Source organism: Pontibacillus sp. ALD_SL1 (assembly GCF_017355605.1).
The window spans coordinates 204,769-230,162 of the sequence record NZ_CP062974.1 but is presented as its reverse complement, the minus strand read 5'-3'; the positions used below and the strand labels follow the sequence as shown (position 1 = coordinate 230,162).

Annotated in this window: 25 protein-coding genes; 9 read left to right on the top strand and 16 right to left on the bottom strand. The window is 42.6% G+C overall.

The features are described 5' to 3' along the window. Positions 1-17: 17 nt before the first annotated feature. The 11 genes from IMZ31_RS01295 to IMZ31_RS01245 all read right to left on the bottom strand — a co-directional run bounded on the left by IMZ31_RS01295 (position 18) and on the right by IMZ31_RS01245 (position 12,771). Positions 18-1,502 carry an AMP-binding protein gene (locus IMZ31_RS01295; protein WP_371825469.1) on the bottom strand — a complete coding sequence of 495 codons (1,485 nt, stop codon included), beginning with the start codon at positions 1,500-1,502 and terminating at the stop codon, positions 18-20. Between the two features lie 315 nt (positions 1,503-1,817). After that, complete coding sequence (gene fabG, locus IMZ31_RS01290; RefSeq protein WP_207528892.1) at positions 1,818-2,558, bottom strand: 3-oxoacyl-ACP reductase FabG; 741 nt, start codon at positions 2,556-2,558, stop codon at positions 1,818-1,820. Beyond that, positions 2,555-3,472 (bottom strand): intracellular short-chain-length polyhydroxyalkanoate depolymerase, encoded by a 918-nt coding sequence (locus tag IMZ31_RS01285; RefSeq protein ID WP_207528891.1) that lies wholly within the window; start codon positions 3,470-3,472, stop codon positions 2,555-2,557. Before IMZ31_RS01285 ends, fabG begins: the two co-directional genes overlap by 4 nt. After that, on the bottom strand, positions 3,472-4,488 hold the full coding sequence (locus tag IMZ31_RS01280) for a 3-oxoacyl-ACP synthase (protein WP_207528890.1): 1,017 nt from the start codon (positions 4,486-4,488) through the stop codon (positions 3,472-3,474). Before IMZ31_RS01280 ends, IMZ31_RS01285 begins: the two co-directional genes overlap by 1 nt. 3 nt (positions 4,489-4,491) lie before the next feature. After that, entirely contained in the window at positions 4,492-4,686 is a 195-nt protein-coding gene (locus tag IMZ31_RS01275) for a hypothetical protein (protein ID WP_207528889.1), read from the bottom strand. A 14-nt stretch (positions 4,687-4,700) separates the two neighbouring features. Beyond that, the gene (locus IMZ31_RS01270; protein ID WP_207528888.1) at positions 4,701-5,702 is read right to left on the bottom strand and encodes a branched-chain amino acid ABC transporter permease; all 1,002 of its coding nucleotides are present in this window, start codon (positions 5,700-5,702) and stop codon (positions 4,701-4,703) included. Positions 5,703-5,708: 6 nt separating this feature from the next. Further along, a complete protein-coding gene (locus IMZ31_RS01265) occupies positions 5,709-6,569 on the bottom strand; it encodes a branched-chain amino acid ABC transporter permease (RefSeq protein ID WP_207528887.1) in 861 nt (286 codons plus the stop codon). Positions 6,570-6,584: 15 nt separating this feature from the next. After that, complete coding sequence (locus IMZ31_RS01260) at positions 6,585-7,292, bottom strand: ABC transporter ATP-binding protein (RefSeq protein ID WP_207528886.1); 708 nt, start codon at positions 7,290-7,292, stop codon at positions 6,585-6,587. Next, positions 7,276-8,043, bottom strand: coding sequence for an ABC transporter ATP-binding protein (locus IMZ31_RS01255; protein ID WP_207528885.1), 768 nt, complete (start codon positions 8,041-8,043; stop codon positions 7,276-7,278). Before IMZ31_RS01255 ends, IMZ31_RS01260 begins: the two co-directional genes overlap by 17 nt. A gap of 72 nt (positions 8,044-8,115) precedes the next feature. Continuing rightward, the gene (locus tag IMZ31_RS01250; RefSeq protein ID WP_371825468.1) at positions 8,116-9,372 is read right to left on the bottom strand and encodes a substrate-binding domain-containing protein; all 1,257 of its coding nucleotides are present in this window, start codon (positions 9,370-9,372) and stop codon (positions 8,116-8,118) included. Between the two features lie 156 nt (positions 9,373-9,528). Then, positions 9,529-12,771: an AfsR/SARP family transcriptional regulator gene (locus IMZ31_RS01245; RefSeq protein WP_207528884.1), complete on the bottom strand. Its 3,243-nt coding sequence runs from the start codon at positions 12,769-12,771 to the stop codon at positions 9,529-9,531. A gap of 211 nt (positions 12,772-12,982) precedes the next feature. Between IMZ31_RS01245 and IMZ31_RS01240 the strand changes: the two genes are divergently transcribed. Then, entirely contained in the window at positions 12,983-13,972 is a 990-nt protein-coding gene (locus IMZ31_RS01240) for an LLM class flavin-dependent oxidoreductase (protein WP_207530261.1), read from the top strand. A gap of 38 nt (positions 13,973-14,010) precedes the next feature. Here IMZ31_RS01240 and IMZ31_RS01235 read toward each other — a convergent pair whose 3' ends face one another. Next, entirely contained in the window at positions 14,011-14,520 is a 510-nt protein-coding gene (locus IMZ31_RS01235; protein ID WP_207528883.1) for a GNAT family N-acetyltransferase, read from the bottom strand. Between the two features lie 122 nt (positions 14,521-14,642). Here IMZ31_RS01235 and IMZ31_RS01230 point away from each other — a divergent pair, with 122 nt between their 5' ends. Further along, on the top strand, positions 14,643-15,602 hold the full coding sequence (locus IMZ31_RS01230; protein ID WP_207528882.1) for a BMP family lipoprotein: 960 nt from the start codon (positions 14,643-14,645) through the stop codon (positions 15,600-15,602). A gap of 1 nt (position 15,603) precedes the next feature. Continuing rightward, the gene (locus IMZ31_RS01225; protein WP_207528881.1) at positions 15,604-17,253 is read left to right on the top strand and encodes a methyl-accepting chemotaxis protein; all 1,650 of its coding nucleotides are present in this window, start codon (positions 15,604-15,606) and stop codon (positions 17,251-17,253) included. Between the two features lie 77 nt (positions 17,254-17,330). Here the strand turns inward: IMZ31_RS01225 and IMZ31_RS01220 are convergent, their stop codons facing one another. Both IMZ31_RS01220 and IMZ31_RS01215 read right to left on the bottom strand, forming a co-directional pair. Further along, positions 17,331-17,585: a DUF2164 domain-containing protein gene (locus IMZ31_RS01220; RefSeq protein WP_207528880.1), complete on the bottom strand. Its 255-nt coding sequence runs from the start codon at positions 17,583-17,585 to the stop codon at positions 17,331-17,333. A 14-nt stretch (positions 17,586-17,599) separates the two neighbouring features. Then, complete coding sequence (locus tag IMZ31_RS01215) at positions 17,600-18,226, bottom strand: class I SAM-dependent methyltransferase (RefSeq protein WP_207528879.1); 627 nt, start codon at positions 18,224-18,226, stop codon at positions 17,600-17,602. Between the two features lie 161 nt (positions 18,227-18,387). On the opposite strand from IMZ31_RS01215, the gene IMZ31_RS01210 reads away from it, so the two are divergent. Both IMZ31_RS01210 and IMZ31_RS01205 read left to right on the top strand, forming a co-directional pair. Continuing rightward, positions 18,388-19,062: an SIMPL domain-containing protein gene (locus IMZ31_RS01210; protein ID WP_207528878.1), complete on the top strand. Its 675-nt coding sequence runs from the start codon at positions 18,388-18,390 to the stop codon at positions 19,060-19,062. Positions 19,063-19,187: 125 nt separating this feature from the next. Continuing rightward, positions 19,188-19,811 carry a Bax inhibitor-1/YccA family protein gene (locus IMZ31_RS01205; protein ID WP_207528877.1) on the top strand — a complete coding sequence of 208 codons (624 nt, stop codon included), beginning with the start codon at positions 19,188-19,190 and terminating at the stop codon, positions 19,809-19,811. A 69-nt stretch (positions 19,812-19,880) separates the two neighbouring features. On the opposite strand, the gene IMZ31_RS01200 is transcribed toward IMZ31_RS01205, so the two are convergent. Both IMZ31_RS01200 and IMZ31_RS01195 read right to left on the bottom strand, forming a co-directional pair. Then, positions 19,881-20,369 (bottom strand): hypothetical protein, encoded by a 489-nt coding sequence (locus tag IMZ31_RS01200; protein WP_207528876.1) that lies wholly within the window; start codon positions 20,367-20,369, stop codon positions 19,881-19,883. Between the two features lie 97 nt (positions 20,370-20,466). Next, positions 20,467-20,769 carry a thioredoxin family protein gene (locus IMZ31_RS01195; RefSeq protein ID WP_207530260.1) on the bottom strand — a complete coding sequence of 101 codons (303 nt, stop codon included), beginning with the start codon at positions 20,767-20,769 and terminating at the stop codon, positions 20,467-20,469. A 753-nt stretch (positions 20,770-21,522) separates the two neighbouring features. Between IMZ31_RS01195 and IMZ31_RS01190 the strand changes: the two genes are divergently transcribed. From IMZ31_RS01190 to IMZ31_RS01175, 4 genes are read left to right on the top strand one after another with little or no spacing between them, the layout of a single operon-like run. Beyond that, positions 21,523-22,761, top strand: coding sequence for an ABC transporter substrate-binding protein (locus IMZ31_RS01190; RefSeq protein ID WP_207528875.1), 1,239 nt, complete (start codon positions 21,523-21,525; stop codon positions 22,759-22,761). Next, the gene (locus IMZ31_RS01185) at positions 22,739-23,599 is read left to right on the top strand and encodes an ABC transporter permease (RefSeq protein ID WP_207528874.1); all 861 of its coding nucleotides are present in this window, start codon (positions 22,739-22,741) and stop codon (positions 23,597-23,599) included. Before IMZ31_RS01190 ends, IMZ31_RS01185 begins: the two co-directional genes overlap by 23 nt. Before the next feature lies 1 nt (position 23,600). After that, positions 23,601-24,410, top strand: a complete 810-nt coding sequence (locus IMZ31_RS01180) for an ABC transporter permease (protein ID WP_207528873.1) — start codon at positions 23,601-23,603, stop codon at positions 24,408-24,410. Beyond that, positions 24,407-25,393, top strand: a complete 987-nt coding sequence (locus IMZ31_RS01175; protein WP_207528872.1) for an ABC transporter ATP-binding protein — start codon at positions 24,407-24,409, stop codon at positions 25,391-25,393. Before IMZ31_RS01180 ends, IMZ31_RS01175 begins: the two co-directional genes overlap by 4 nt. The last annotated feature ends 1 nt before the right edge of the window (position 25,394 follow it).

Sequence of the window (25,394 nt, the reverse complement as noted above, 5' to 3'; positions counted from 1 at the left end):
AGGTGTGAACATAAACATTATAAATTGTTGGAAGCATAATGATCTCGCAAAGCTTTTTTATCAATCTTCCCTACGTGGGTTTTCGGCAAATCTTCTATGATTTGAAATGTTTTGGGGGTTTTATAACGTGATAACTTTAAAGCGCAGTGGTTCCTTAGGTCTATTTCAGTCAGCATACTTCTCGGTTGGAGTGACACGAAAGCTGTTACGACTTCTCCCCACTTCTCATCTGGCACCCCCACTATCGCTACTTCGTTCACTCCTTCTAGGGAAGCAATCCAATGCTCGACTTCCAGTGGATATACATTCTCCCCTCCTGTGATAATCATTTCTTTCTTGCGGCCTACTATATAGACATACCCTTCTTGATCCTGGCGTGCTAGGTCACCCGTATGAAGCCATCCGTCTTGAAGGGACTCTTGTGTAGCTTGAGGATTGTTCCAATAGAAACTGAAAACATGTTGCCCCCGTAATAGCAATTCTCCTACTTCACCTTCAGAAGACTCTTCGCCGTTTTCTTTAACAATCTTAACATCATTAAAAACCATCGCTCGCCCAACGGAACCGGGCTTTTTCACAGCCTCATCGGGATGAATAAAAAAGTTATTCGGTCCCGCTTCTGTTAACCCGTAACCTTCTTTAAAGTTCAGCCCTTTTTGATGAAAAGCTTGATAAATACTTAAAGGGCATGGAGCGCCACCCGAAAGAAACACCTTCATAGATTCAAACGTAGCCTTTTGAAACGTTTTGGTCCGAATGACCATGTGGTACATCGTAGGTACAAATAGCGCAATCGTACAGTGATACCGTATCAAATCGTTCACCGCTTGTTCTGCTTCAAATGAAGGAGATAGTACTACCGTTCCACCAGCCATTAATACAGGAATGCTGAGCGCATTTAACCCTCCTGTATGAAACATAGGTAAACAAGTAAGTGTGGTGTCTTCCTTGCATAAGTTCCAACTAACGATTGTATTTAGTCCGTTCCAACGAATAGAATCATAAGTAAGAACGGCTCCTTTTGGCTTTCCAGTGGTACCGCCTGTATAAATCATGGCCACTGGAGAGTCTTCTGAAAGCTCCTGACTCGTAGACTGTACAGGTACATTCAATTCTTCAACATATTGATCATTTGGGATTGGCAAGACCAAACAGCCTTTACTCTCTCGCCTTGATAACGTCTGGCTATGATGAACTCCAATTAAGGAAGGTGATGCATCTTGCAGAATATAAAGTACCTCTTCCCCCGACAACCTCCAATTCACCGGAACAAAAATGGCTCCACTTTTCATACAAGCGAATAAAAAGTCAAAATAACTAATATCATTCGGAGACAACAGAGCAACTCTGTCCCCCTTTTTAATCCCATGTTGATGAAAGTAAGCCGCTAGTTTCTCTGCACGACTATTTACATCCTCAAACGTCCATTCTCTCCCTGTAGCGGCATCTACAACGGCCCGATCTCTAGGAAACAAACATGCCCGACTTTTAATCCAATCCAATCCACACCTCACAACACAATCACCTCGTTCAAATATAAATTCATAGTCTTAGTGTAGAAGGAAGGAGTTACAGTCTAGTTACAAAAAGAATCCGATCCCAAATGGCGAATCTGAGACATGTTAATGTGGATGGGAGCGTTATGATGTTGAGAGCTGGGGGCTGGGGAACGACTCACTTTCCACGGGCGAGCTGTCGAGAATTCTCTCAGCTTCGAGTCTTCCATATAACGGGGGGGGGGGGGTTATATGGGGAAACATTTCACATTAACAGTGCCAAAAATAAAAAGCCCTACAAAGGGGCTTTTTTGAGACACATCACATCATAATTCCACCGTCTACATGAAGCGTATGTCCATTTACATAGTCCGACTCATCAGAGGCGAGGTACAAATAGGCATTGGCGATATCTTCAGGTTTCCCTAAACGCCCCATCGGAACCATTGTCTTCATCTGGTCGATTACTTTTTCAGGAACTTGCTCCACCATCGCCGTTTCGGTGAAGCCCGGAGCTACTGCATTGACGTTAATCCCTTTTCTCCCTAGCTCTTTGGCCCACGTCTTTGTTAAACCAATTAAGCCTGCTTTAGCTGCAGCATAGTTGGACTGTCCGACATTCCCGTACGTGCCCGTGACAGAAGATGTGTTAATAATTTTCCCTTTTCCTTGTTTGACCATATGGGGCATCGCGGATTGCGCACAATGGAATACGCCTGTCAGGTTGACATCGATTACCTGTTGAAACTGCTCTGGTGTCATTTTCGACAGCATCGCATCTCTTGTAATGCCTGCATTATTTACAAGAATATCAATTCTCCCATACGTTTGTACGGCCTTTTCCATTAAAGCGTCTACGCTTGTACGGTCCGCCACATTGACCTTAACAAATAAAACTTCAGCGCCTTCGTCCCTTAATTCCCCCTCTCGTTTCGCACCTGTTTCTTCATCGTAATCAGCAAGAATAACCCTTGCCCCCTCTTTCGTAAATTTCCTGGCCGCTTCTAGTCCTATTCCGTTAGCCGCCCCTGTAATAATAGCTACTTTCCCATCTAATCTCATTGACGTTGTCTCTCCTTTTCCTCAAGAAATTGTTCCATGGTCTGCACCAACAAATCTAAGTTATCGATTATAGGTGAGTGCCCGCAATCAGGAAGCGGTACATATGTAGCGCGGTCTCCCAAGTCTTCTAGCAGCTCCTCATTCATTCTTTCGGTAATGACAAGATCACGTTCCCCTCGCATAACGAGTACTGGGATATCGATTTGATCAACGCTTCCGTTCCCTTCTACAAGTCCGTTATGGTGATGACTAATATTGAAGAGATTTAAAGATTGATAGACTTCAGCTAAATTTCTTTGTGTCATCATGTCTTCCGTATAGGCTTGATACAGTTCCTCATTCGGTTGATTGTGGGTATAAATAAGAGATTTCCATATGGCTCGCAAAAGCGGCACGTTCTCTTCATCATATGCTTGTTGAATTGGGATGGTCTTCCCTGGGTCCCTCCTTATTTCCTCTATCGTTCCTAGTCGTTTAGAAGGGTCCGGCAACCCATTTTCACCTGTTGCAAAAAACGGGTACCCTCGTGTTGAGGCTGAAGCAAGCAGTAGTAAGCGATTACAATAGTGTGGATAACGAGCACAAAATTCCATCGCAACGGCTCCACCTGTGGACCATCCAACGCATGCGAAATCACTTAGCCCTAATGCATCTACGAATAACTTCACATCTTCAGCGAAGTCACCAATTGTACCAATAGGGTTCAAGTATGTGGACGTACCAAATCCTCTTAGGTCAAGAGCGTACACTTTATACTTTTCATCGATCTTCTCTAATACAAGATCCCAGTGTTTAGAAGAGGTCATATTTCCGTGAAGAAGCAATACAACTTCATCGCCTCCAACTCGTTCTCGATACCCTAACGATTCACCATTTTGAAGTTGAACTTTTTTCATATGAACATTCACTACCATTACGCCTCCTTATGGTTTCCCCATTTTATGACCGTTGCTCCCCAAGCGTATCCAATCCCAGCACTAACAAGAACGATTAGATCCCCGTGTTTCAATTTCCCCTGAGCTTCAGCTAACTCCAGTGAAAGAATTTGATCCATCTGACCAATATGTCCGTAATCCTCCAAATAAATGGATTGATCAAGTGTCAGGCCTAATGCATTCAATACGTATTCGTGCGCAGACCGCTTCATATGAAGCATCGCTACGTAAGCAATGTCTGCCTCCTTATACCCGCTCTTTTTTAAGGCATCGCGGATGACGTAAAGAAAGTTGTCCATGGATTTCTCTTCTAAGCGTTTCTTCATACCTTCAGGGTCTAAAACGTCCAGCTGATAGTCTGTAAGATTCTCAGCCGTTAACGGATGCTTCGTCCCTCCAGCTACTACAACAACATCCTCAGAGAACGATCCATCACTTACTATAGATGTTTCAAGAACGATGTTCTTTGAAACGCCTTTCTTTAAGACAAGCGCTCCGCCTCCGGCCCCCAGGTTATACATGAACCTTGTTCTTGGGTTGGTATAACGAATAAAGTCACCATTGCGATACCCACCAGCTAACAGAACCGTTTGTATAGATGAGTCGCCAAGCATCATACTTTTCGCTACTTTTATCGCCATAATCGTCGTTCCACACCTCATTGCCACATCAAAAGCCCATGCATTGGTAGCCCCAACCTCTTCTTGAAGCTTAATTCCCGCCGTCCATAATGGGTATTCTTTATACTCTTCTCCGATATAAATGACCAGATCAAGATCCTTCGCATCAATGTCTTCTTTCCGGAGCGCTTCTTTGGCTGCACGAACCCCCATTTCACACGTATGGTCATTTGGTCCAGGAATGGTTTTTTGCTTAATACCTAACTTTTGTTCGACAACTTCAACGGGTAATCCTGCCTCACTCGCAATCTCTGACCCTTCTATTCTTGTAGATGGAAGATAAACCCCCGTACTGATGATGCCTATCGCACTCATTCCTTACACCCCCTCCCGCTTCCCTTCCCGATCAACGGATACCTTCATATAACGGAATGCTTCTTCAAGATAGTTAAATGTGCATTCGTGCTCTGTTTGTACATGTGTAACTTTAATCCGATACATTTTCTCCAATGTATTTGGATCTACATTAGCTGTATGAAACCGAATAATAAACGATGAGACCGGTTGGCTCATCTCCTCCCCCTCCTTTAGCTTGCTACATCTTCCCCTTTTGAAGATGATTTCTTCTTTGCTTTCCGCTTCACCCACATGTACTGTAAACTCCCAACGATCCCTCTAGGGAAGAATATTACGGCTAAAATGTACACAATACCGAATAAAATAAGCCATCTTTCGAAGATCCAGTGAACGCTTGCCAGTTCAGATAAATAGTGGTGAGCCACCTCAATAAGTCCAGCTCCAATTAACGGACCTATCAGTGTACCCACTCCACCGATAATGGTCATTAACAGCGCATCTAACGTAACATCTGTTGCAAAAACACTCGTATCCACAAATCGAAGAGATAGGATATAAAGCACCCCCGCAACACTAGCTACAATACCAGAGATGACACTTACCGCTACTTTATAAAACATAATCGAAAACCCAATCGACTCTACCCTTTTTTCATTTTCACGGATTGCCATCACCACACGTCCTGCTGGAGACTGAGTAAATCTGCGAACAAGAAAAAATAGAATGATGAGAGAGACAAGACATGTTAAGTATAGGTGCCCCCGGTCTTTAAAGAATTCTGGTATTTGCATCGTGAAACCGTCATTACCACCAGTTAGCCCCCTCCATTTCTCAGCCAACACGAGAAACAGCCCAGCTAACGCAAGAGTCAGCATCGCATAGAAATGACTTTTTAACCTTAGTGTAAGAAGCCCTGCTAGAAGGCTGACCACACCAGCGATTACAATCCCCACCATAGTTCCAAGCAGAAGATACGCAATCGTAGGCTCATTTCGGTCAATCATGACAGACACACTATACGCCCCGATTCCAAAGAACATGGCATGACCAAATGACACAATTCCGGTAAATCCGAGCAGTAAATCATAGCTCATCGCGAATATGCCAAAGATAAAGATTTGCGTCATAAGAAACAAAATGGTTCTGTTATCGTAGAAAAACGGGACGAGTAAGAGAAAGGTAAACAGCAATAAATAGATTCCTGTGCTTCGTTCAACTTTTAGTACCCTCATATTTCCTCACCCCTTTCCTGTAAATAAACCTTGTGGACGGAAGACAAGAACCGCTACCATGAGAAGCATGTTAACAGCAAGCGAAAGATCCGAATAATAGTAAGCCATAAACGACTGGGCCAACCCTACTAACAAAGCTGCTAAGAGAGAACCTGTAAAGCTTCCCATCCCCCCAATGACAACGACGATAAAGGCGAGAATAGCAAATTCCATGCCCATTTCAGCATAAATTACGCCAGAGTAAGGAGCGAGTAACACTCCTCCAAGGGCAGCAAGAGCTGATCCAACCATAAAAACGAGCATGAATACGAGACGAATGTTAATCCCTAGAGACTGCACCATTTCTTTATCCATAACGCCGGCTCTGACGATTAAGCCGATCTTTGTTTTCTGTAAAATATAAAACATAATCGCATAAACCAATGCACCTACAAGAATGATAAATAAACGGTACTTAATAAGAATGACATCCCCAACCATAAAGGAACCATCCATAAAAGCTGGTGGTTGAGCTGCTTTCTGATCAGGCCCAAATACAACCTTAAGCATTTCTGATAACACAATCATAAAACCAAGGGTAATAAGGATTTGCTGAACGTGGTTCCCATACACCGGTCGAATAATGAGGTACTCTGTTAGCACACCGAGCAACAGACCCGTTACGATCGCTCCTATAATGGCGACAAAGAAATTGCCTGTTATATCATACACCCATACCCCGCTATAGGCCCCCCAGGCAAACAAGCCTCCGTGAGCGAAATTTAAGACGTCCATTAACCCAAAAATAAGTGTAAGCCCTGCCGCTAAAAGAAAAATCAACATCCCTGTAGCAAGACCGTTTACGGTTAAGCTGAGTAGCAGATCCATACCTTCCCCTCCCCTCTAAGCAATTCCTAAGTATTTCTTTCTTAGTCCCTCGTTTTCGCTCAGTTCACTCATAAGCCCCTGATGTACGGTTTGACCATCATCTAAGATATAATAGCGATCCCCAATTTGACTGGCCATCATAAAGTTTTGCTCAACAAGGACGATTGTTGTTTTCTCTTTCATTTGTTGAATTGACTCCATGACCTTCTCGACGATAATAGGAGCCAAACCTTTACTCGGTTCATCAATCAATAGGAGCTCATTTTCATTCACATAAGCTCTAGCTATGGAAAGCATTTGTTTTTGACCACCGCTCAACTGGCCTCCTGGCTTCTTCCAAAACTTTTTCAAATCCGGAAATAACTCAAGGATCCATTCCGTCCTTTCAAGAGTTGCAGCATCCTCTTTTTGCATTGATACTTTCATGTTCTCCTCGATAGTTAAACCGGCAAAAATCCCCTGGTCCTCAGGAACATATCCGATACCTTTTCTCGCAATTTGATAAGGAGGAAGCTTCGTTATGTCTTCTCCTTTAAATAAAATATCACCCTTGTTAGCCGGGTTCAGTCCCATAATCGTTCGTAGCGTCGTTGTTTTCCCTGCTCCATTTCGCCCCAGTAAAACGGTGACCTCTCCTTTAGGTACCTCAAATCCAATGTCATGAAGAATATGAAACTGGTCAATATTCGTTTCAACCCTATTTACGTTAAGCAGAGTCTCCATTATATAACCCTCCTAAGTATGCAGACTGAACGGTTGAATTTTTCATAATCTCTTCAGGAGACCCTTGTGCTAACAGCTCACCGTGAAAAAGGACTAGGACTTGGTCGGATAAGTCTAAGATCATATCCATTTTGTGCTCGATTAAGACAATTGTACGATTGCCTCTCTCTTTAATCGATCGAACCACATCTAAAATGGCTGGCACTTCTTCAATCGACATGCCTGCTGTCGGTTCATCAAGAAGGAGGATTTCTGTTTCTAACGCCAAAAGCATTGCAATCTCGAGCTTTCGTTTCTCCCCATGCGCTAAATTATTGGCTAGGGATTGTGCTTTATCCTGAAGAAGAACTTGCTCCAACAATTCATGAGCTTCTATTTCGAAATCTTTATAAGCGGTGAAGTGGCGAAGCATTTGAAAGCGGACACGATTACGCGCTTGGACTGCTAACCGAACGTTTTCCAAAACGGTCAGGTTCGGAAAAACATTCGTTATTTGAAACGAACGACCAATTCCTTTACGGGTTCGTTTTGTCGGACGAAGCTTCGTAATTGACTCTCCTCTTAGAAAGATCTCTCCCTCTGTTGGCTGAAGTTGACCACTCAATAGATTAAAGAAAGTCGTTTTGCCCGCCCCATTTGGTCCAATTACAGAGGTGAACTGTTTCTCAGGAATTTGCACGGATATATGATCCACAGCCACATGTCCTCCAAAAGCAATAGTCAGATCTTTTGTTTCCAATATAGAACTCATAAGTCCCCTCCTCATGTTCATGAAACAAGAACTCCGGCACGTGATTCTCACCGAAGTCCTCGTTTATATGATTTAGTTTTGTACTGGCGGAGCCGTTTCTTCAGGCGTCAGCACGCGTTCTAGCACCGGAACCGGGTGATCCACACCTTCTTGTTCTTCTAGTGTAATCTTATAAAGCGATTGAAGGGCCTGGTGGTCTTCAGCTCTAAACGTCATCGTTCCTTTCGGTGTTTCAAAGCTCATTCCTTCCATTGTTGTAATCAATTCATCTGCGTTCACTTCACCATTCGTTTGTTTTAGAGCTTCTGTAATCGATAAAGCTGCACTCATGCCTCCTGGTGTAAACAGATCAGGAACAGAACCGAATTTCTCCTGATGCTTCTCTACTAACCAGTCGTTGACTTCATTATCAGGAAGAGTATGATAATACACGGTGAATCCTTCCATACCAACAAGTTCCTTCATTGTACTGAGCGCTGCAATATCCGGAGCTCCAGTAGAAATCTTAATCCCTTTTTCTTGAAGCTTCATGTCAGAAATTTGGTTCCAAGGGGAATTTGCTCCCGCCCAAATGACAAACAAGTAGTCAGGTTCAGATTGAATGATCTTTTGAATGTTAGCTGTAAAATCTGTCGCTGTTGGATCGGCGTATTCTTCGTGAACAATTTCAGCTCCTAAATCTTTAGCTGCTTTCGTAAATGCAGCTACCCCATCACGTCCGAATGAGTAGTCAGGAGCAAGCGTGGCGATTTTAACCCCTTCTTTCGCAATTGCTGCAGCTCCAGCCACTGCATCCTGAGAAGAGTTACGTGCTGTACGGAACACGTATTTATTCCAGTCTTTACCGGTGATACTATCCGCAACAGCCGGCTCTACGACCATAATCTTCTGATATTCTTCTGCCAGTGGCAGAACAGCTAGTGTATCTCCTGAACTAGAAGATCCAACAAGGAAATCAACTTTGTCATCCTCTAATAGCCCAATGGCTTTTTGACGTGCCACTTTGGGATCTGTTTCTGTATCTGCATACACGACTTCGATCGGGCGACCAGCAATCTCATTTGTCCCCTCTGTTGCATACTCAATGCCTAAATCAAATCCTTGCTTCGTTTGTTTTCCATATGATTCAAGAGCGCCTGATAAGGAAGCCAATACTCCAATCTTAATCGGTTCACCTGAGGTAGCCTCTTCTTCATTATTATCTGTTGTTTCTTCTGTCTCTACATCTTCTTCAGTACTTTCAGAAGAAGCATCATCACTGCTACAAGCCGCTACAAATACAAGTAACAATAAAAATACCAACATCAAAAATCCACGTTTCAACATCATTTAAACCTTCCCCCTTTAACTCATTTAAATAATTTGTACTGATAGCTTCATGTTAGAAGACGAGAGTTACAAGATAGTTACAAACCAAAATCATTACGAATTCCTTTCCACAAAAAAAGCATGAAATTGTTTGGCAATTTCATGCTTCACTTATCCTTAAATGTAACTTTGGACGTGCTTTTCATTTTGAATTAATTGGTACATATCTTGTGTGGATTCCATTGGGAGAACACTTAGTTCTTCCTCAAGTACACGGCAACATTTCTGGTACCATTTAATCGCTTGAGGGCGATTGTGGCGCCGATAGTAGCTAAACATCATTAATCTATAAGCCTCTTCCCATGTCGCATCCACCCTTAGTATCCTTTCACACCATTGAATACACGTATCATATTCTTCTATTCGTACACAGTACTGTGCTAACCTTTCAGCTCCTCTAAGGAATAATACTTGGAGTCGTTCTCGTTCATGTAAACACCAATCTGTTAGACGCCTTTCTGGCAAGTAATCATTCTTGTACATAGATAACCCTCGTTCTAACATATCTTTCACCTGAGAAGGTTCACTTTCTTTTAAGCCGGCTTCAACCCATTCTTCAAACAATGCACTGTCCAGTTCGTAACCTGATTCAGGGTGTATTCCGTAAGCGCTTCCTTCTTTCTTAATAAAAAAAGAGGCCCCTCTAGCTTTGCGGTTTGGTTCTATTGTTTTTAATAACGCATTTAATGCTACTTTAAAACCACGATTGGCGCTCTCTTCATCCTGGTCAGGCCATAAAGCTGCTAAAATCTCTTCTTTCCTTACTAGCTGCTTCCGCTTCGTAATAAGCAGTTCAAATAGCTCTCTCGCTTTCCCTCGTTGCCAGTCTTCTTCTTGGATAACATCAGTACCCATATGAAGCTTTAAAGGGCCTAACGTTTCGATACGTAGGGTGAATCCAGGGTGGTTATCACGTTGTCCGTAGCCTAGATTAGATATGACCGTCGAGACAAACGATTCATGAATGTGCAGGCTTCTTGCTTCAAATAAGAGGGGGACCGTGTTTTGCAGATCAATGGGGCCAAATGTCGTCCGTTCAGATAGGAAAAACTCATACCGACCTGTTTGAACGCGCTGAAGAAATATTCTCATTTCCCTTTGAAATGATTCTTCATCCCCCAATTCCCAACTTATATAAGCTTTCCAATATGAAGAAAGCATCAGTCCATATCGGTCTCCGCACTGATGAAACTGCTTTTCGATTATTTGGAGGTCTTCTTTCGCCCTCTCATATTTGCGATTATAGACTGCTGCTATTGCCATACATAATTTAATTAATGTAGAGAGCCACACATCGCGGACAAGTTCTGTTTCATACAGCCCGTTTTCCCCTGCTTCTATTGCTTTCTCATAGTTACCCTGCACACCATATAGTACACAAAGTCCCATATATGGCTCTGCTTTCCCTCTTGAAACATTAAGCGATTCCATCATTTCGAGGGAAGTTTGATAGCAGCGTTCTGCAAGGTCTGGCTCATAGCGATTAAGCAACTGAACAGCATGACCGATTCGCATCCAACCACATGCTTCCACGAAAGGGGACTGTACTTGAATACCTTGCTTTATTCCTTCCTCGGCATGCTTCTTGCTTACGTCTCCCTTGCCCATAAATGCAGCTATAATCGATAATAGGATATCGGTTTCCCGATGCGAACGAGGCAAAAGCTGAATTCCATCAAGAGGCTGTTCTTTCTTCCTCGTTAGCAGGACCTTCTCAGCCTGTTCCAGTCGCCCCGTGCGCAAGTAAAGACGCGCTTCGAAATTATCATCTTGTAGGGGTAAATTGAGGTCTTTCGCTCGGTTAAACCAGCTTTCTGCTTTACGCGCCTGTCCGGCATTTAATAGGTTCTCAGCTAAAAGGTGATAAAGGCGTGCCATTTCTTCTTTGTCTACGTCCGCTTTCTCCCTATATTCAATGGCTTGTTGCAAAAATCGTTCTGCCTGTTCTGGTTGAATCGTATCAAGATAAATCCTGGCCATTCCCTCTAGAGCCAGGCTCGTAATATATGCTTCCGATCGACTCTGTCCAATCTCATAAATTTTCTTGTAGCACGCTTTTGATTGCTCATATAATGAACGATAGCGCAACACCTCGCCTTCATAAAACCAAAGCATTGGACGCCTCTCTTTTACAGCTTCTGATAACACTTGAAGAGAATCATAGAGACTTTGGAGCTTTCCTGATGCAATCATAACCTCTCCGCATTTTTCTAGTATGTTAGATACTCGTTCATCATCTTCTAATTGATTTGCATGAGAAAGTGCCGTTTCCATATCCCTCTTAGACTCATAAAAGGTCGTAGCTGCGAAATGTAGTTGGCGATAAGAGCGAATATCCTTATGTTTCATACGGTTCTGAAGGAAGATCTTTATGAGCGCATGGTAGCGGTAATGAGTTTCGTCTATACGTTGGAGGAACAATTGTTGAGATGCCAGTTGGTCAAGTATATTCTCTGAACCAGAAATGCCTAAAACAGCATCACATACTTCGGCTGATAACACATCAAGAATTGCGGTTTGTTCTAGAAATTGCTGAATCATGAGGGACTGCTTCGCTAGTACTTCCTGAGCTAAGTAATCAAATAGGTCTTGTAATGATGTGGATCGATTTTGAAGGATTTTCTTCGTGGGCACCCCAGCTTGAAGCTGTTGTAAAATCATTTCAAATGCAATGGCCCACCCTTCTGTAATACGATGAATAGCGTGTAGGTCGTCCGATTTTACTTGAACCTCGTATAAATCCTCAAGTATGTGCCCCATCTCCTCTTCTGATAGCAGAAGGTCCTCTTGAGTCAGTTCCATGAGATTTCCTTTTACTTTTAGAGAGGTTAGTATATTCAAGCGAACCCTTGCACGACTAGACAAGATGATATGTACATGTGGTGGTAGATGTTCAAAGAAGAGTTCAATCCATTCTTTTATATTCGTTGAATGATTGAGATGGTGAAAGTCATCGATGATGGAGTAGATTGGATGATGAATCTGGTTCAACTCGTTAATAAGTAGAGATACCAGCCTGGCTATTTCATGTTGTTGATCTTGATGGAAGCTATTCAATTCGTTCAGCATGCGGTCACCGAATGATGGCTCCTGAACTCGAAGAGAATAAATCCATTTTGTTAGAAACGGTATAAGATCGTCATCGTTTGATGAAACGCTATACCAGGCAATATTTAAACCGCTATCTTGTACAAAAAGTGTTAAAGCCGTGCTCTTGCCGTACCCCGCTCCAGCATGCATGCAGATCAAAGGATACCTTGTGATAGAAGCTATCTTCCTTTGCAAAGATGCTCTTCGAACAAAACGATCCTGGACCACCGGTGGCCTTAATTGTGTTTGGATAATAGGAATTGAAGACACATGCTCCCCCCGTTACTATTACTACCTTTTCATTCAGTTTACCATATAGGTTTGTGATATTTTGTCAAAATATAGACAAAGCGTTCGACGAGTATGTAAAAGAATGTGCGGTAAAAATTTTATGGTAAAGCAATATTTTTGCATGGGGTGATGGTTTTCTCTGATAATAAATATAGACGATGAACAAATATGAGGATGGTGCACTTTGACGATAAAACTAAGCGTGCTGGATCAGTCACCTGTCTTAATTGGGCAAACTCCAGCAGACGCCTTTCAACAAACAACAGAACTCGCGAAACATGTCGACCAGTTGGGGTATCATCGCTACTGGGTATCAGAACATCATAGCACCCAAAGCTTAGCAGGTTCTGCTCCCGAAGTATTAGTAGCCCACCTTGCAGCAAACACCCAGAACATTAGAGTTGGTACAGGAGGGGTTCTTCTTCCCCACTACAGTTCCTATAAAGTAGCTGAAGCGTTCCGGGTACTCGAAACATTGTACCCAGGTCGAATTGATTTAGGGATTGGGCGCGCGCCAGGTGGAATGCCTAACGTCAATTACGCTTTAAACGACGGTTCGTATCCGAATGTCGAGAAGTACCCTGAACAAGTGAAAGAATTAATGGCTTATGTACAAGGTCATGACCCTTATAGCCTGGACGTGCGCGCAACGCCACAAACAGAAACCACTCCACCAATCTGGATGCTTGGTTCAAGCGGAACGAGTGCCAGACTAGCTGCAGATCTTGGTGCTTCTTATTCATTTGCCCATTTCATTAACGGCTTTGGTGGTACACGGGCAATGGATCGCTATTCCAATCACTTCACACCTTCTATCCAACAAGGGGAGCCAAAAGGAAACGTATCTGTTTTTGTTGTTTGTGCTGAAACGGAGGAAAGGGCGGAGTATCTGGCTTCATCTTTAGATCTATCCATTTTAAAAATCGAGCAAGGAGCGAAACGCGATGGTTTCCCTTCTCCAGAAGAGGCTAGTCAGTACTCTTATTCTATCTTTGAGAAAGAGCGTGTCCGCGAAAACAGGCAGCGCATGATTGTTGGAAATCCTGAACAAGTAAAAGAAAGAATCGAACACCTTGCTCACGCCTATAATGTGAACGAAATCATTGTGAATACCATTATCAATCCATTTGAAGAACGACTTCGCTCTTATGAACTGCTCCGGAAGGCCTTCAACCAGTAATTTTTCCCCTTCTCTTTTGGTGAAGGGGAATTTTTTTATTACCCCTCTTTTATATTTTTCTCATAAAAGTAAAACGGCGCCTTGCGCTCTGGAGTGCTCCACTCCCCTATATAGCTATAGCTAGCCTTTTGAAACACACGTTGCGCAGCCGGGTTTAAGGAATACGTATCTGTCTTCAAATATTGAATTCCTCTGTCACCTGCTAATTGTTCAACATAGTGATAGAAAGATTCAGCAATCCCCTTCCCTCTCACTTCTGGATCAACAGCAAGCCTTTGCGTTAGCAATACCTTCTCTCCTTTAGGCTTCGACCACGGTAAGAGCGAATAATGCTCAGGTTCTTGTTCATTAAAACATGCAACTCCATAGACGCTCTCTCCCTCTTCATAGACGAATAAACGTCCATGTTCAAAGTCATTTTCATAATCTGAGTAAAGAGGATAAGCTGAATCCCATTGATCGCTACCTGTTGCTCCCATTAATAGCTTTGAAGCTTCTACAATTTCCATAATGCGCTCTAAATCTTCTCTTGTTGCTTTTCGAATCACGGTGTCATTTCCCCTTTATTTCTTGTTTCTTACTATTTAATCCCCTCATGAGTATTAAATCAAGCCCTATGTAAACCGATATATAAACTATGTGTGAAATTACGGAATAAAGGGGTTATGTCATGCAGAAGAAAACATTTCTTTTATGGATGATTGGGTTGTCGCTCTTGTTAAGCGCTTGTACACAAGTGAGCCAATCCAGTAAAGCAGAAGACAAGAAAACAATTGGACTCTTGGTCACAGATAGCGGACTTGGAGATAACTCATTTAGCGACTCGGCTCTTCAAGGGCTAGAACGGGCACGTGACGAGCTCGGGGTTTTTTTCAATTATAAAGAACCGCTCACCGGGAATTACGTTGGTTATTTAGAAGATCTCGTCAAAGAAGGACACGACCTAATTGTAGGGTTAGGATTTGAATCGCAGGAAGCTGTTGAAAAGATGGCTAAGAAATATCCGGATCAGAAGTTCCTACTTATTGATGCTGTATCCTCTCAACCAAACGTTACATCCCTCACATTTAAAGAAGATGAGGGAAGTTACTTAATCGGTCTTATCGCTGGTATGCGTACCGAGTCCAACCACGTTGGGTTTATTGGCGGGATGGACATTCCTGTTGTAAAGAATTTTGAAAAAGGGTTCAAAGAAGGCGTTCAAAACGCAAATCCAGACGCTACTATTTCCGTTGATTACATAGGTGATTTTGACAATGACGATAAAGCAGCTGAACTTGCAGAGAAGCAAATCGCTGACGGAGCTGACCACATATTCCCTGTAGCAGGGTATGCAGGTGTTGGTGCTTTGAAAGAATCTCAAGAGCAAGGCATTTACTCATTTGGCGTTGATAGTGATCAATACTTTTTAGCTGAAGAATCGATCGTCACTTCAATGATGAAACGCATTGATGTTGCTTTATTTGATATTGCTAAGCAGCTTAAAGAAAGTTCCTTCGAACAAGGGAAGCATCTTCAACTAGGATTAAAAGAAGAAGCAGTTGGCTTAGCTCCCATCCGCATTATAAAACTGACCAACCCACAACGGGAAACCTTAGAAGATGCCATGAATAAAGGGGGCGACGAATAAAATGTCTCTACGCAAACGGATTTTATTACTATCCTCCATCCCTCTAATATTAAGTTTAGTCCTTATTGGTTATGTCATTACTCAGATGATACAAGTACAAGAGTCGTCTTCTCAAGAAGTTGAACTTCTCCTCGATGCTGAACATCTGAATGGAAGTGTTGTGACGCTTCAGCAATCATTAAATAACTTCGCTAACAACCCATCGGAAGCTAGCAGACAGGAGTCTAGAGATTTACTAGAATCAGTAAACAGCGAGGTTATTGCATTAAAAGACCAGTTAAAGAATGCTGAGCAAAAGAAATGGTTCAACCAGCTTGAAGCGAAATATGCTTCGTTAAAAAGCAAATCAGAACAATACCTGGCCTCCAATGATACAAATGAGATCAGTCGACAAGCTGCTAGAGCAGGCGGAATTCTAAATGATGCGTTTATGATTAATTACACAGCCAACCAGTGGCACGAAAGTCAAATCCAAAGCCGAAAAAATCAAATTGAACAACTCATTCTTATCACTCTAATTGCAAGCGGAGCATTAATTCTCCTGTCCGTATTGTCTTCATGGAGGTTGTCTGTTCAAACAGCAAATCCTATTCGAGACTTGGCTAAAAAAGCCCAAACGATTGCAAGCGGAGATTTAACTGTGCACGTTGCTATGACAAAGCGAAAGGATGAAATTGGACAATTAGCCTCTTCCTTTAAAGAAATGGTTGAACACTTAAAGGAAACGATCCAATCTATTGAAACGATGGGGAAAGAAGTACAAGAGTTTAGTTTGGGATTAAAAAGCAACATCGATACTCTATCAGAAAGCTCTATACAAGTTGCAACGTCTACAGATGAGCTTGCACAAGGCAGTCAGTCGATTTCAACAGATGTCCAAGATGCATCATACTTAATGGAGGAAATGCATATCGGATTTCAACAAAATGTGGAAGCTAGCCGAAATGCAAGCGCACAAAGTGAAAGCGCGCTCCAAAGCGTTGAAGTCGGGCAACGATCCATTGAAAACCAACAAGACCTTCTAAATAAGGGCATTGTAGCCACAAGGTCGATTGAACAATCAGTTCAATCCTTTGTCCAATATACAAATGAAATTCATCAGACGTCCCAGCTCGTTAATGATTTATCTGAACAAACGAACCTTCTTGCTCTTAATGCGGCGATTGAAGCTGCTCGAGCTGGAGAACATGGTAAAGGTTTTGCAGTTGTCGCAGAAGAAGTTCGAAAACTCGCCGATCAATCTAGAAACGCAACGGAACAGATCTTCAGCATGGTTGAGCAAATTCAAAAAGGTATTCAAATGATAGAAGAGGATACAAGCCGATCAACATCTATTTCCACGAAGCAAGAAGAAACCATGAATGAGTCTAAAACGGCGTTCTCTTCCATCCATGAGCATGTGACGATGATTCACACGGAATTACACCAACTCGTACAGAATATGGACGCCTCCCTCAACCGGAGTGAGCAAGTATCATCTAGCATGCAAAGCGTAAGCGCCATTACAGAAGAAACCGCTGCAGGAACTGAGGAGATCTCTGCTTCCACTGAAGAACAACAACGCACCTTCGACAACGTACAACAACAATCTGTTCAACTACAAACAATGATCAACCAGCTAGAAGAACAACTCAACCAATTCAAACACTAATATACTTTAACACTTCACAGAAAGAACGCGTGCCAGACACCCTTTAGCACACTAAAGGGTGTCTGGCACGTTTTTGTTTATCTTCTTGTGGGGGAAGTGGGTTTTTCAAGAGAGGTGATATCTTCGTCGAGGTTCATCATTTTCTCTTCTAGCATTCTCTTTGCGTCTCGCACTCCCTCGTTGTAGAAATGTGGAGCAATTTCTTTCTCAATAAACTGAAAGACTTGATCAGCTGCAATTGTTCCGATCTCCTCTCCTCTTTCCACTTCAAAGTACCCTTGAATCTTAGATAGTATTTGTTCACGTTCTTCTTTTTTTAATGATGGCTTCATTGTCTTCGCTCCCTTCAAGAATCATTGGCTATCAGTGGAACAGACGATACTGACCCAACGACACACGTTGTTTTCGTTGGGTTACCGGGCTTATGATGGACAAGCACTTGCTTAAAGCCTGCTTGCTCTAGGAATGAGCGAATCTGATCCCCTATGATGACCGTCGTCTGGTCATTTGCCCCTTTCTCATGAGGCTGGAGAGCTACAGAAATCCTGCCCTTCTCGCTCATCCGTTTTCTCAGAGTCGTCAAAGTCCCAACCGGATCTTCCCAATACGTTATGTTATTAATAGCCAGCACTTTATCTATTGTATCATGAACCTCAGTCACTTCTTCTGCATAGCCTTTTACTAGCTTCACTTGCCCCTGTTCTACCCCTTTTTGATTACGTCTCTTTGCCTCTTCAACCATCGTTTCAGAAGGGTCCAAGCCAATCACACATACTCCCTCATACGTTTCACAAAGTTCTTTCACACAATATCCTGGCCCAAAACCAATCTCTAACACACAATCCGTCGATTGAATATCCAAGAAAGACATAGCCCATTTATTGATATCGGCATTTTGCTTGTACATCATCCAGCCCACTACTTTTCCAACAAATCCTGAGGGTTTTGAAAACTGAGAGAATAAAAATCCCATAGTTGTTCGCTCCTTTTTTAGAAATCCTTTCTTTCCATTCCCCCATTTCCATACATCTTTAACAACTTTTCTCCACTTTAGCAGGTCAAAATGGCATATTTGACCCTCTCCTTTCATGAATTAAGTAGTAGGGTTAATTTTAGACGGAAGGTGGAATCATTATGTATTATCCATCACCACAACCGCTTAATCGCGACGGGCGACGCAACGCTAACCGCTTCCTAACAGTTACAGGTATTGGTTCAGTCAAGGCTGAACCAAATGTCGCCAATATTAAGTTAGGTGTAGAAACGCAAGATGAAGAGCTAACAACGGCTCAACAAACGAATGCCCAAACGCTTGATCAAGTGATTGATTCTCTCATTCAAATTGGTATTCCAAAAGAAAATATTCAAACCGTCGACTACTTCATTTTCCCGCAATATGATTATATTGATGGGAAACAGCAGTTCAGGGGCTATGAAGTCACTCATCTCATTAACGTGACCATTGAAAATCTAGATCAGACAGGTGAAGTAATTGATACGGCTGTTGCTAACGGAGCAAACCGAGTCTCGAACATTTCTTTTACCATTCAGGACCCTCAGTCTTATTACCAAGAAGCACTAGCCTCTGCTTTAAAGAATGCCAACACGAAAGCCCAAACGATCGCACAGACGATGAATCTCCAAATTGACATGACACCGATCTCAATTGATGAACAGTTACCACCTTCTCAACCTACACCACAAACAATGGTTAAAGCTCAAGCTACGGGGGCAACAAGTACTCCCGTAGAACCAGGGCAGTTAGAAATTACAGCACGGGTTGAAACCAAATACCAATACATCTCGTAAACTATATAGACACTTAGCAAGATGGTTACCGATAGCATACAAGGGGAACAAACAAGACGGGTAGACGCTTGCTCAAGTTGCGATTATACTAAACACCGCACCTACACCTATTGGAGGGAACACTTTTGAAAAAACATGAACTACTCAGCAAAGTACTCCGAACCTTTGCGCTATCTCTACTTGTCGCAACGGTCGGTTTGTATATGGGGCAATGGGTACCACCCGCATTGTTTCTCCCACTCGTAATCTTAGAATTTATTTTACTAATCTCTGTTTTCTTCCTCCGTAAAGCGAAGAAAATTGGGTACAGCTTTCTGTTTCTGTTTACATTTATATCAGGATTAACGTTGTATCCAGCCATTTCGTATTACATTAGTTCCATTGGAGCTACTACGGTCCTTATGGTACTTGGCGTTACAACCGTAATCTTCATCGTATTGTCCCTTTATGCGTGGAAGACAAAACGAGATTTAAGCTTTCTTGGCGGAATGCTCATGAGTGCGCTACTTGCCCTCATTCTTGTATGGCTGATCCACATCTTCTTTAACTTAGGCAGCGCAGCTATTCTTGTGATTACATTGATTAGTGTTGTTATCTTTTCAGGGTTTATTATCTACGACATTAACAAGATTAAGAACGGTCACTTTAACGAGAAAGACGTTCCACTTCTTGCACTGAACTTGTATTTAGATTTTATTAATCTATTCTTAGACCTGCTACGTCTTGTAAAGATATTAAAAGATGACTAAAGAAAAAACGAGCCGGAAACCTTCTAAAAGGTATCCGGCTCGTTTTTATTCCCTATGTTCTTAATCGTGTTATTCGAACATGCTCCCCACCCAGAAAAGGGTAGCGAAGAATACAAGGGCAATCGCTAATAATAAAGCCGCCAACCTGACCTGATTCTCTCGCAAAGGATCAGGATCTTGATACTTATTAGGATCTTTACGCAGTCGAGCAAATACACCACTCACAAAGATGGTACCTAACAGAAAGAACTTCTGTGATTCTCCCCCCGGCACTTCAGCCGGCCTTTCATTTATGATGATCAGCATAAAAACAAAAGCGACTGGAAATCCTTTCACAACCTTCCATCCAAACCGCTTCATCACACCCTCGTTTGAAGATGAAAGAGACGCTTCTACTGAAGCATCCGTTACTAACTGAAGAAGAGCTAACAAGAGAATACCTATGTACAACATATAGAATGATAGTGACAGAAACGAAACAGCTGCCATCAATGCTCCAATCCCTAATAAGACCGAGGCAACCACCCATTTATTATACTTTTGCAAAATCCCTAGCACCTTATCCCCCCTTACAATTACACATAAAAAAACACACAAACGCGGAGTTTTTTCCATTTTACTCCACATTTGCGTGTTTGAAAACTAAGCAATTCGGTTATTTAAACGTGCTAGCTAAGAAACCTTGCACTTCCTCAGGCGTCTTCGCATCTGCACTATGAAGATGAGCGATTTTCTGACCGTTTTGGAATACTAGAATACTAGGAATCCCCATAACTTCATACTCCTTTGCAACCTCAGGTAACTCATCATTGTTGATCTCGAACCATTTATAAGCATTGTACTCTTCCACAATTTCACCAATAAACATATCCATACGCTTACAATCCGGACACCAATTCGCAGAGAACTTAATAATAACCGGCTCTTCCCCATTTATAAGATCTTGAAATGTCTTCATCTCACGAATAAACTCCACTAAAACAACCTCCTTGAAATACTCTCACCCTATTTAAACATATCCCAACCAGAATCGAAACACATGAGCACATTCATGTAAGTTGGATTAGAGTTAATACTTTTATAATAAATGTATAATGGAATAAAGAAAAGCACAGGCGACTGGTCAGCCCCATACGCATAAGCAAGCTACCGTAAGTCTGCGTAGCAGACTGCAGGTAGATTGTTTATGACGCTAGGGGCTAGGAGCCGGAGCTAGACAGAAGAAAAGCACAGGGGGCTCGCCCAGGGGCGTACGGATAAGCAAAATGCCGGAAGTGGCGTTAGCCACTGCAGGTAGTTTGCTTATCTCGCTAGCCCCTAGCCCCCGGAGCTAGACAATAGAAAAGCACAGGCGGGGTGCCCAGGGCCGTACGGATAAGACAGCTTTTCGGAAAAGGCGATTAGCCTTTGGAGAAAAGATGACTTATCGCGCTAGGCCCTCCCCGCCGGAGCTGGACACCAAGAAAAGCACAGGCGACTGTTCAGCCCCGTACGGATAAGCAAGCTACTGTAAGTCTGCAGAGCAGACTGGAGGTAGTTTGCTTATCTCGCTAGGGGCTAGGAGCCGGAGCTAGACTCCAGAGAAAAGCACAGGCGGGGTGCCCACGGGAAAGAGGAAGCTCGACTAAAACCCTCACGTCCTATAACAACGTCGAACCGCAAAGCTCAATTACATACAAAAATATTATCTAACAAACAAGGGGGATTACACTTGAAAAAATTTATAGGCTTTTTTCTATTAACACTTCTTCTAACAGCTTGCAGCAATGCAGACGGAGAGAGTAATAGCAACACCCAATCCTTACATGACACCTCTTGGGAAGAGATCGAGGCTCAAGCTTCAGAAACCACTGTACGCATACATATGTGGGGAGGCGATGAAGGGATTAACGAATATATAGACGAATGGGTTGCCCCTCGTTTACAAGACCAATACAACATCAACTTAGAACGTACTCCTATGGACACAGGCAACATCCTGCAGAAACTTTACTCTGAGAAGCAGGCAAGCAAACAAGATGGCACGATTGATGTCATTTGGGTAAACGGAGAAAATTTTAAAAATGCGAAAGAGAACGAACTGCTCTATGGGCCTTTCCGTAATCAATTGCCCAACTTTAAAGACTACTACGAACAAGAAAACCTTGCTTTTGATTACGACTTTGGGACACCAACGGAAGGCTATGAAGCACCCTGGGGGAAAGTCCAGTTCGTTTTCTTATATGATCAAGAAAAGATCGAACAACCACCTGAAACGTTCGAGGAGCTTAAGACGTGGATTAGCAAGAACCCCGGTGAATTTACCTACCCCAATCCAGATGACTTCTCTGGCAATGCTTTCTTAAGACACCTTCTCTATAAAGGGGCAGAAGATACCGATACACTTATTGAAGAGCCGTTTTCTAAGGAGTTAGCAAGTGAAGCCGGCTCATACATGTGGTCTTACTTGAACGAGATCCAATCTGATTTATGGAGAGATGGTAAGCACTACCCCGCTTCTTTGGCTGAATTAGATCGACTATACAGTAAAGGAGAAGTGTCAATGACGATGGGATATAATGAAGCGCGCGCTGAACATATGATCGAAGATGGAGTGTTTCCTGAATCGACTCGTAGTTTCGTATTAGAATCAGGTTCAATTGGAAACACTCACTTTCTAGCGATCCCTTACAATAGCCCAAATAAAGCAGGCGCCATGACAGCAATCAACTTCTTGTTATCCCCAGAAGCTCAAGTTGCAAAACTGAAGCCTACCTATTGGGGCGATAACACACCGATCACTTTAGATAAACTACCAGAAGAGGACCGCGAAGCTTTTGATTCATTAGACCGTGGAGAGAGCGTCCTATCAAACGAAGTATTAAATAAGAGCTTCCTTCCAGAGGCCGATGCCCAATATGTAGAGTGGATAAAGGAGAATTGGAAAGATGAAGTTATCAGAGACAAATAAGGCTTGGGTTCTCTTAACTCCAGCCTTACTTTTTCTCAGTTTACCAGCCTATGGTTTATTTTCAGCCATATCGACCAGCTTGCATGAAAGTGGTTCATTCACAATCAAACATTACAGAACAATCTTCCAACAAGAGACGTTTTGGGAGTCTGTTGGATATAGTGTCCGCATTACCTTAATCGCAACATCGATCTCTTTATTACTTGGGCTACTGCTCACGAGAACCTTCACCCCTATCATTCAGAGTACAAAAGGAAAGCTTAGCATTTGGCTTCCTATGTTGTTTCCTCATTTTGTATGGGGCTATATCGTTCTTCTCCTTTTTGAGCAAAGCGGTCTCATCTCCCATTTACTTGTTGAAATGGGGTTGATGAGCAGCACATCATCTTTTCCTATTATGACGAATGACCAAAATGGAATCGGAATTATTCTTACCTATGTAGGAAAGGAGACACCTTTTGTCGTCTTAATGCTGCTTCCGATCTACGCCAAGCAGCAAGTTGGATACAAAGATCTCGTCCATACTTTAGGCGGAGGGAAGTGGGCGGCATTTAAAGATGCAGAATGGCCATGGGTAGCACCGGTACTGCTTGAAGCAGGCATTATCTTATTCGCCTTTATTTTAAGTGCTTACGAGGTTCCGTTTCTACTCGGAGCTACGTTCCCAGAGATGATCTCCGTTTTAACCTACGATTGGTTTTATTCAGGAGATTGGAATGAACGACCTCTAGCTTTTGCTGCGATGATCATAACTAGTGTTTTAATCGGAATCATAAGCTTTATCGCCTTTTCGGCTATGAATCGAAAACGGATGCTTCTTACGAAAGGACAGGATTAGTATGGATCGCCTTAGCAAACAGAAAAAAATACAGTTTTGGGCGCTCACATTGCTCTTCTTCATCCTTCCTGTCGTATTTTTATTTTTAAAAAGCGTCGTGTTGAACTTTGGTTTTGGCCATAGTTCAGGCATTGATTTTTCTTTAAGAGGATGGGAAGCACTATTTTCCGAGAGTCAGTTAATTCAAGCAACCCTTGTTTCCTTAGGCATCGGGGCTCTTGTCGTTTTTCTGAACTTGGGCGTTGGTCTCTTAGCCGGAAAAGCGCTCGCTTTCTATTCTTTTAAAGGGAAAGCGCTAATTGAGGCACTCTTCCTTCTCCCTTTAATTGTTCCTTTATTGGCTATTGCGATGGGGATTCACGTCGCCATGATCCGTATTGGACTTTCAGATACTTGGATAGGAGTTGTACTTATTCACCTCGTGCCTACTATTCCATACAGCATCAAAATGTTGCAAAGTGGCTATGCTTCGATAGGTACTGGTATTCTGCAACAAGCTCAGGTACTCGGTACGAATAGGTGGCACCGCTTCTTTAGTGTTGAATTACCTCTCCTTATGCCATCAATTAGAAGCACGGTTTTTCTCATCTTTGTGATTAGCCTTAGTCAGTATGTCATTACAGCCATTATTGGAGGCGGGAATGTCGTCACGCTCGCCATGATTTACTTTCCTTTCTTAGATTCAGCAGAAAGTACAGTACTTGCAGCGTTCTCAGCCTGGTTCGCTTTGCTTCCAATCTTATTCTACCTTTCAGTGGAGCTTCTTTTATCGCTCCTTCCGTATCAAAACCCTTGGAGGACTCGTTTATGACACCATCGTTTATTACAGTAGATCATACATCTAAATCATTTAATAAAGAAGCGATTTTCTCGAATCTATCTTTCACATTAAATAAGGGAGACATCTTAAGTATAGTAGGGCCTTCTGGAAGCGGTAAGACAACACTTCTTCGTTGTTTAGCGGGACTTGAGACCTTCTCGACTGGTAAATTTCTGATCAATGGCAAAAACGTAACAGCTTTAGAAGCGAATAAACGGCCGGTAAGCTTAGTATTCCAACAGCCGTTATTGTTTCCGCACATGACCATTCAAGAGAACGTAGCTTACGGTTTAACCTTTCAAAGAAGAAAGAAAAAAGAAAGGCTACGTCATGCACAAGAGTTGATCAACCAAGTTGGGCTTATCGGATATGAAAAGAGTTTCCCCTATGAATTATCAGGTGGCCAGCAACAGCGCGTATCCTTAGCTCGATCTTTAGCCATCTCACCAAATCTGCTCTTACTCGACGAGCCTTTCAGTAGCTTAGATGTTCGACTTAGAAATGAAATGCGAACCTGGGTAAGACAACTGTTGAAAGACCAGGAGATTACGGCAATCTTTGTAACCCATGATAAGGAAGAAGCGATGCAAATGGGAGATTATGTAGGCGTCTTTGAAAGTGGAAAGTTCCAGCAAATTGGGGAGCCAGAACATGTCTATCACTCCCCTGATAATGCCTTCGTTGCTGATTTTTTTGGGGACCATTTAATAGTGGACCACGAAACCTTCATCCCTGTTCAGTCGCTTTTCTTATCAAGGTCGAAAACAAAACAAGTTGGGTCAGTATGGAAAGGCATCATGAAGAGCAAGTTACATGTTCACGGTCACAGTCTTTATCAAATTTTCATAGCAGACTTAAATCAACACGTTACCGTTTCAAGCTCAATAAGACTCAATACCGACGAAGAGATATACGTATTAGCACACCCTGATTCCGTTCAAACGTTTACAAATCGACAGCAAAGGAATGGGTAAT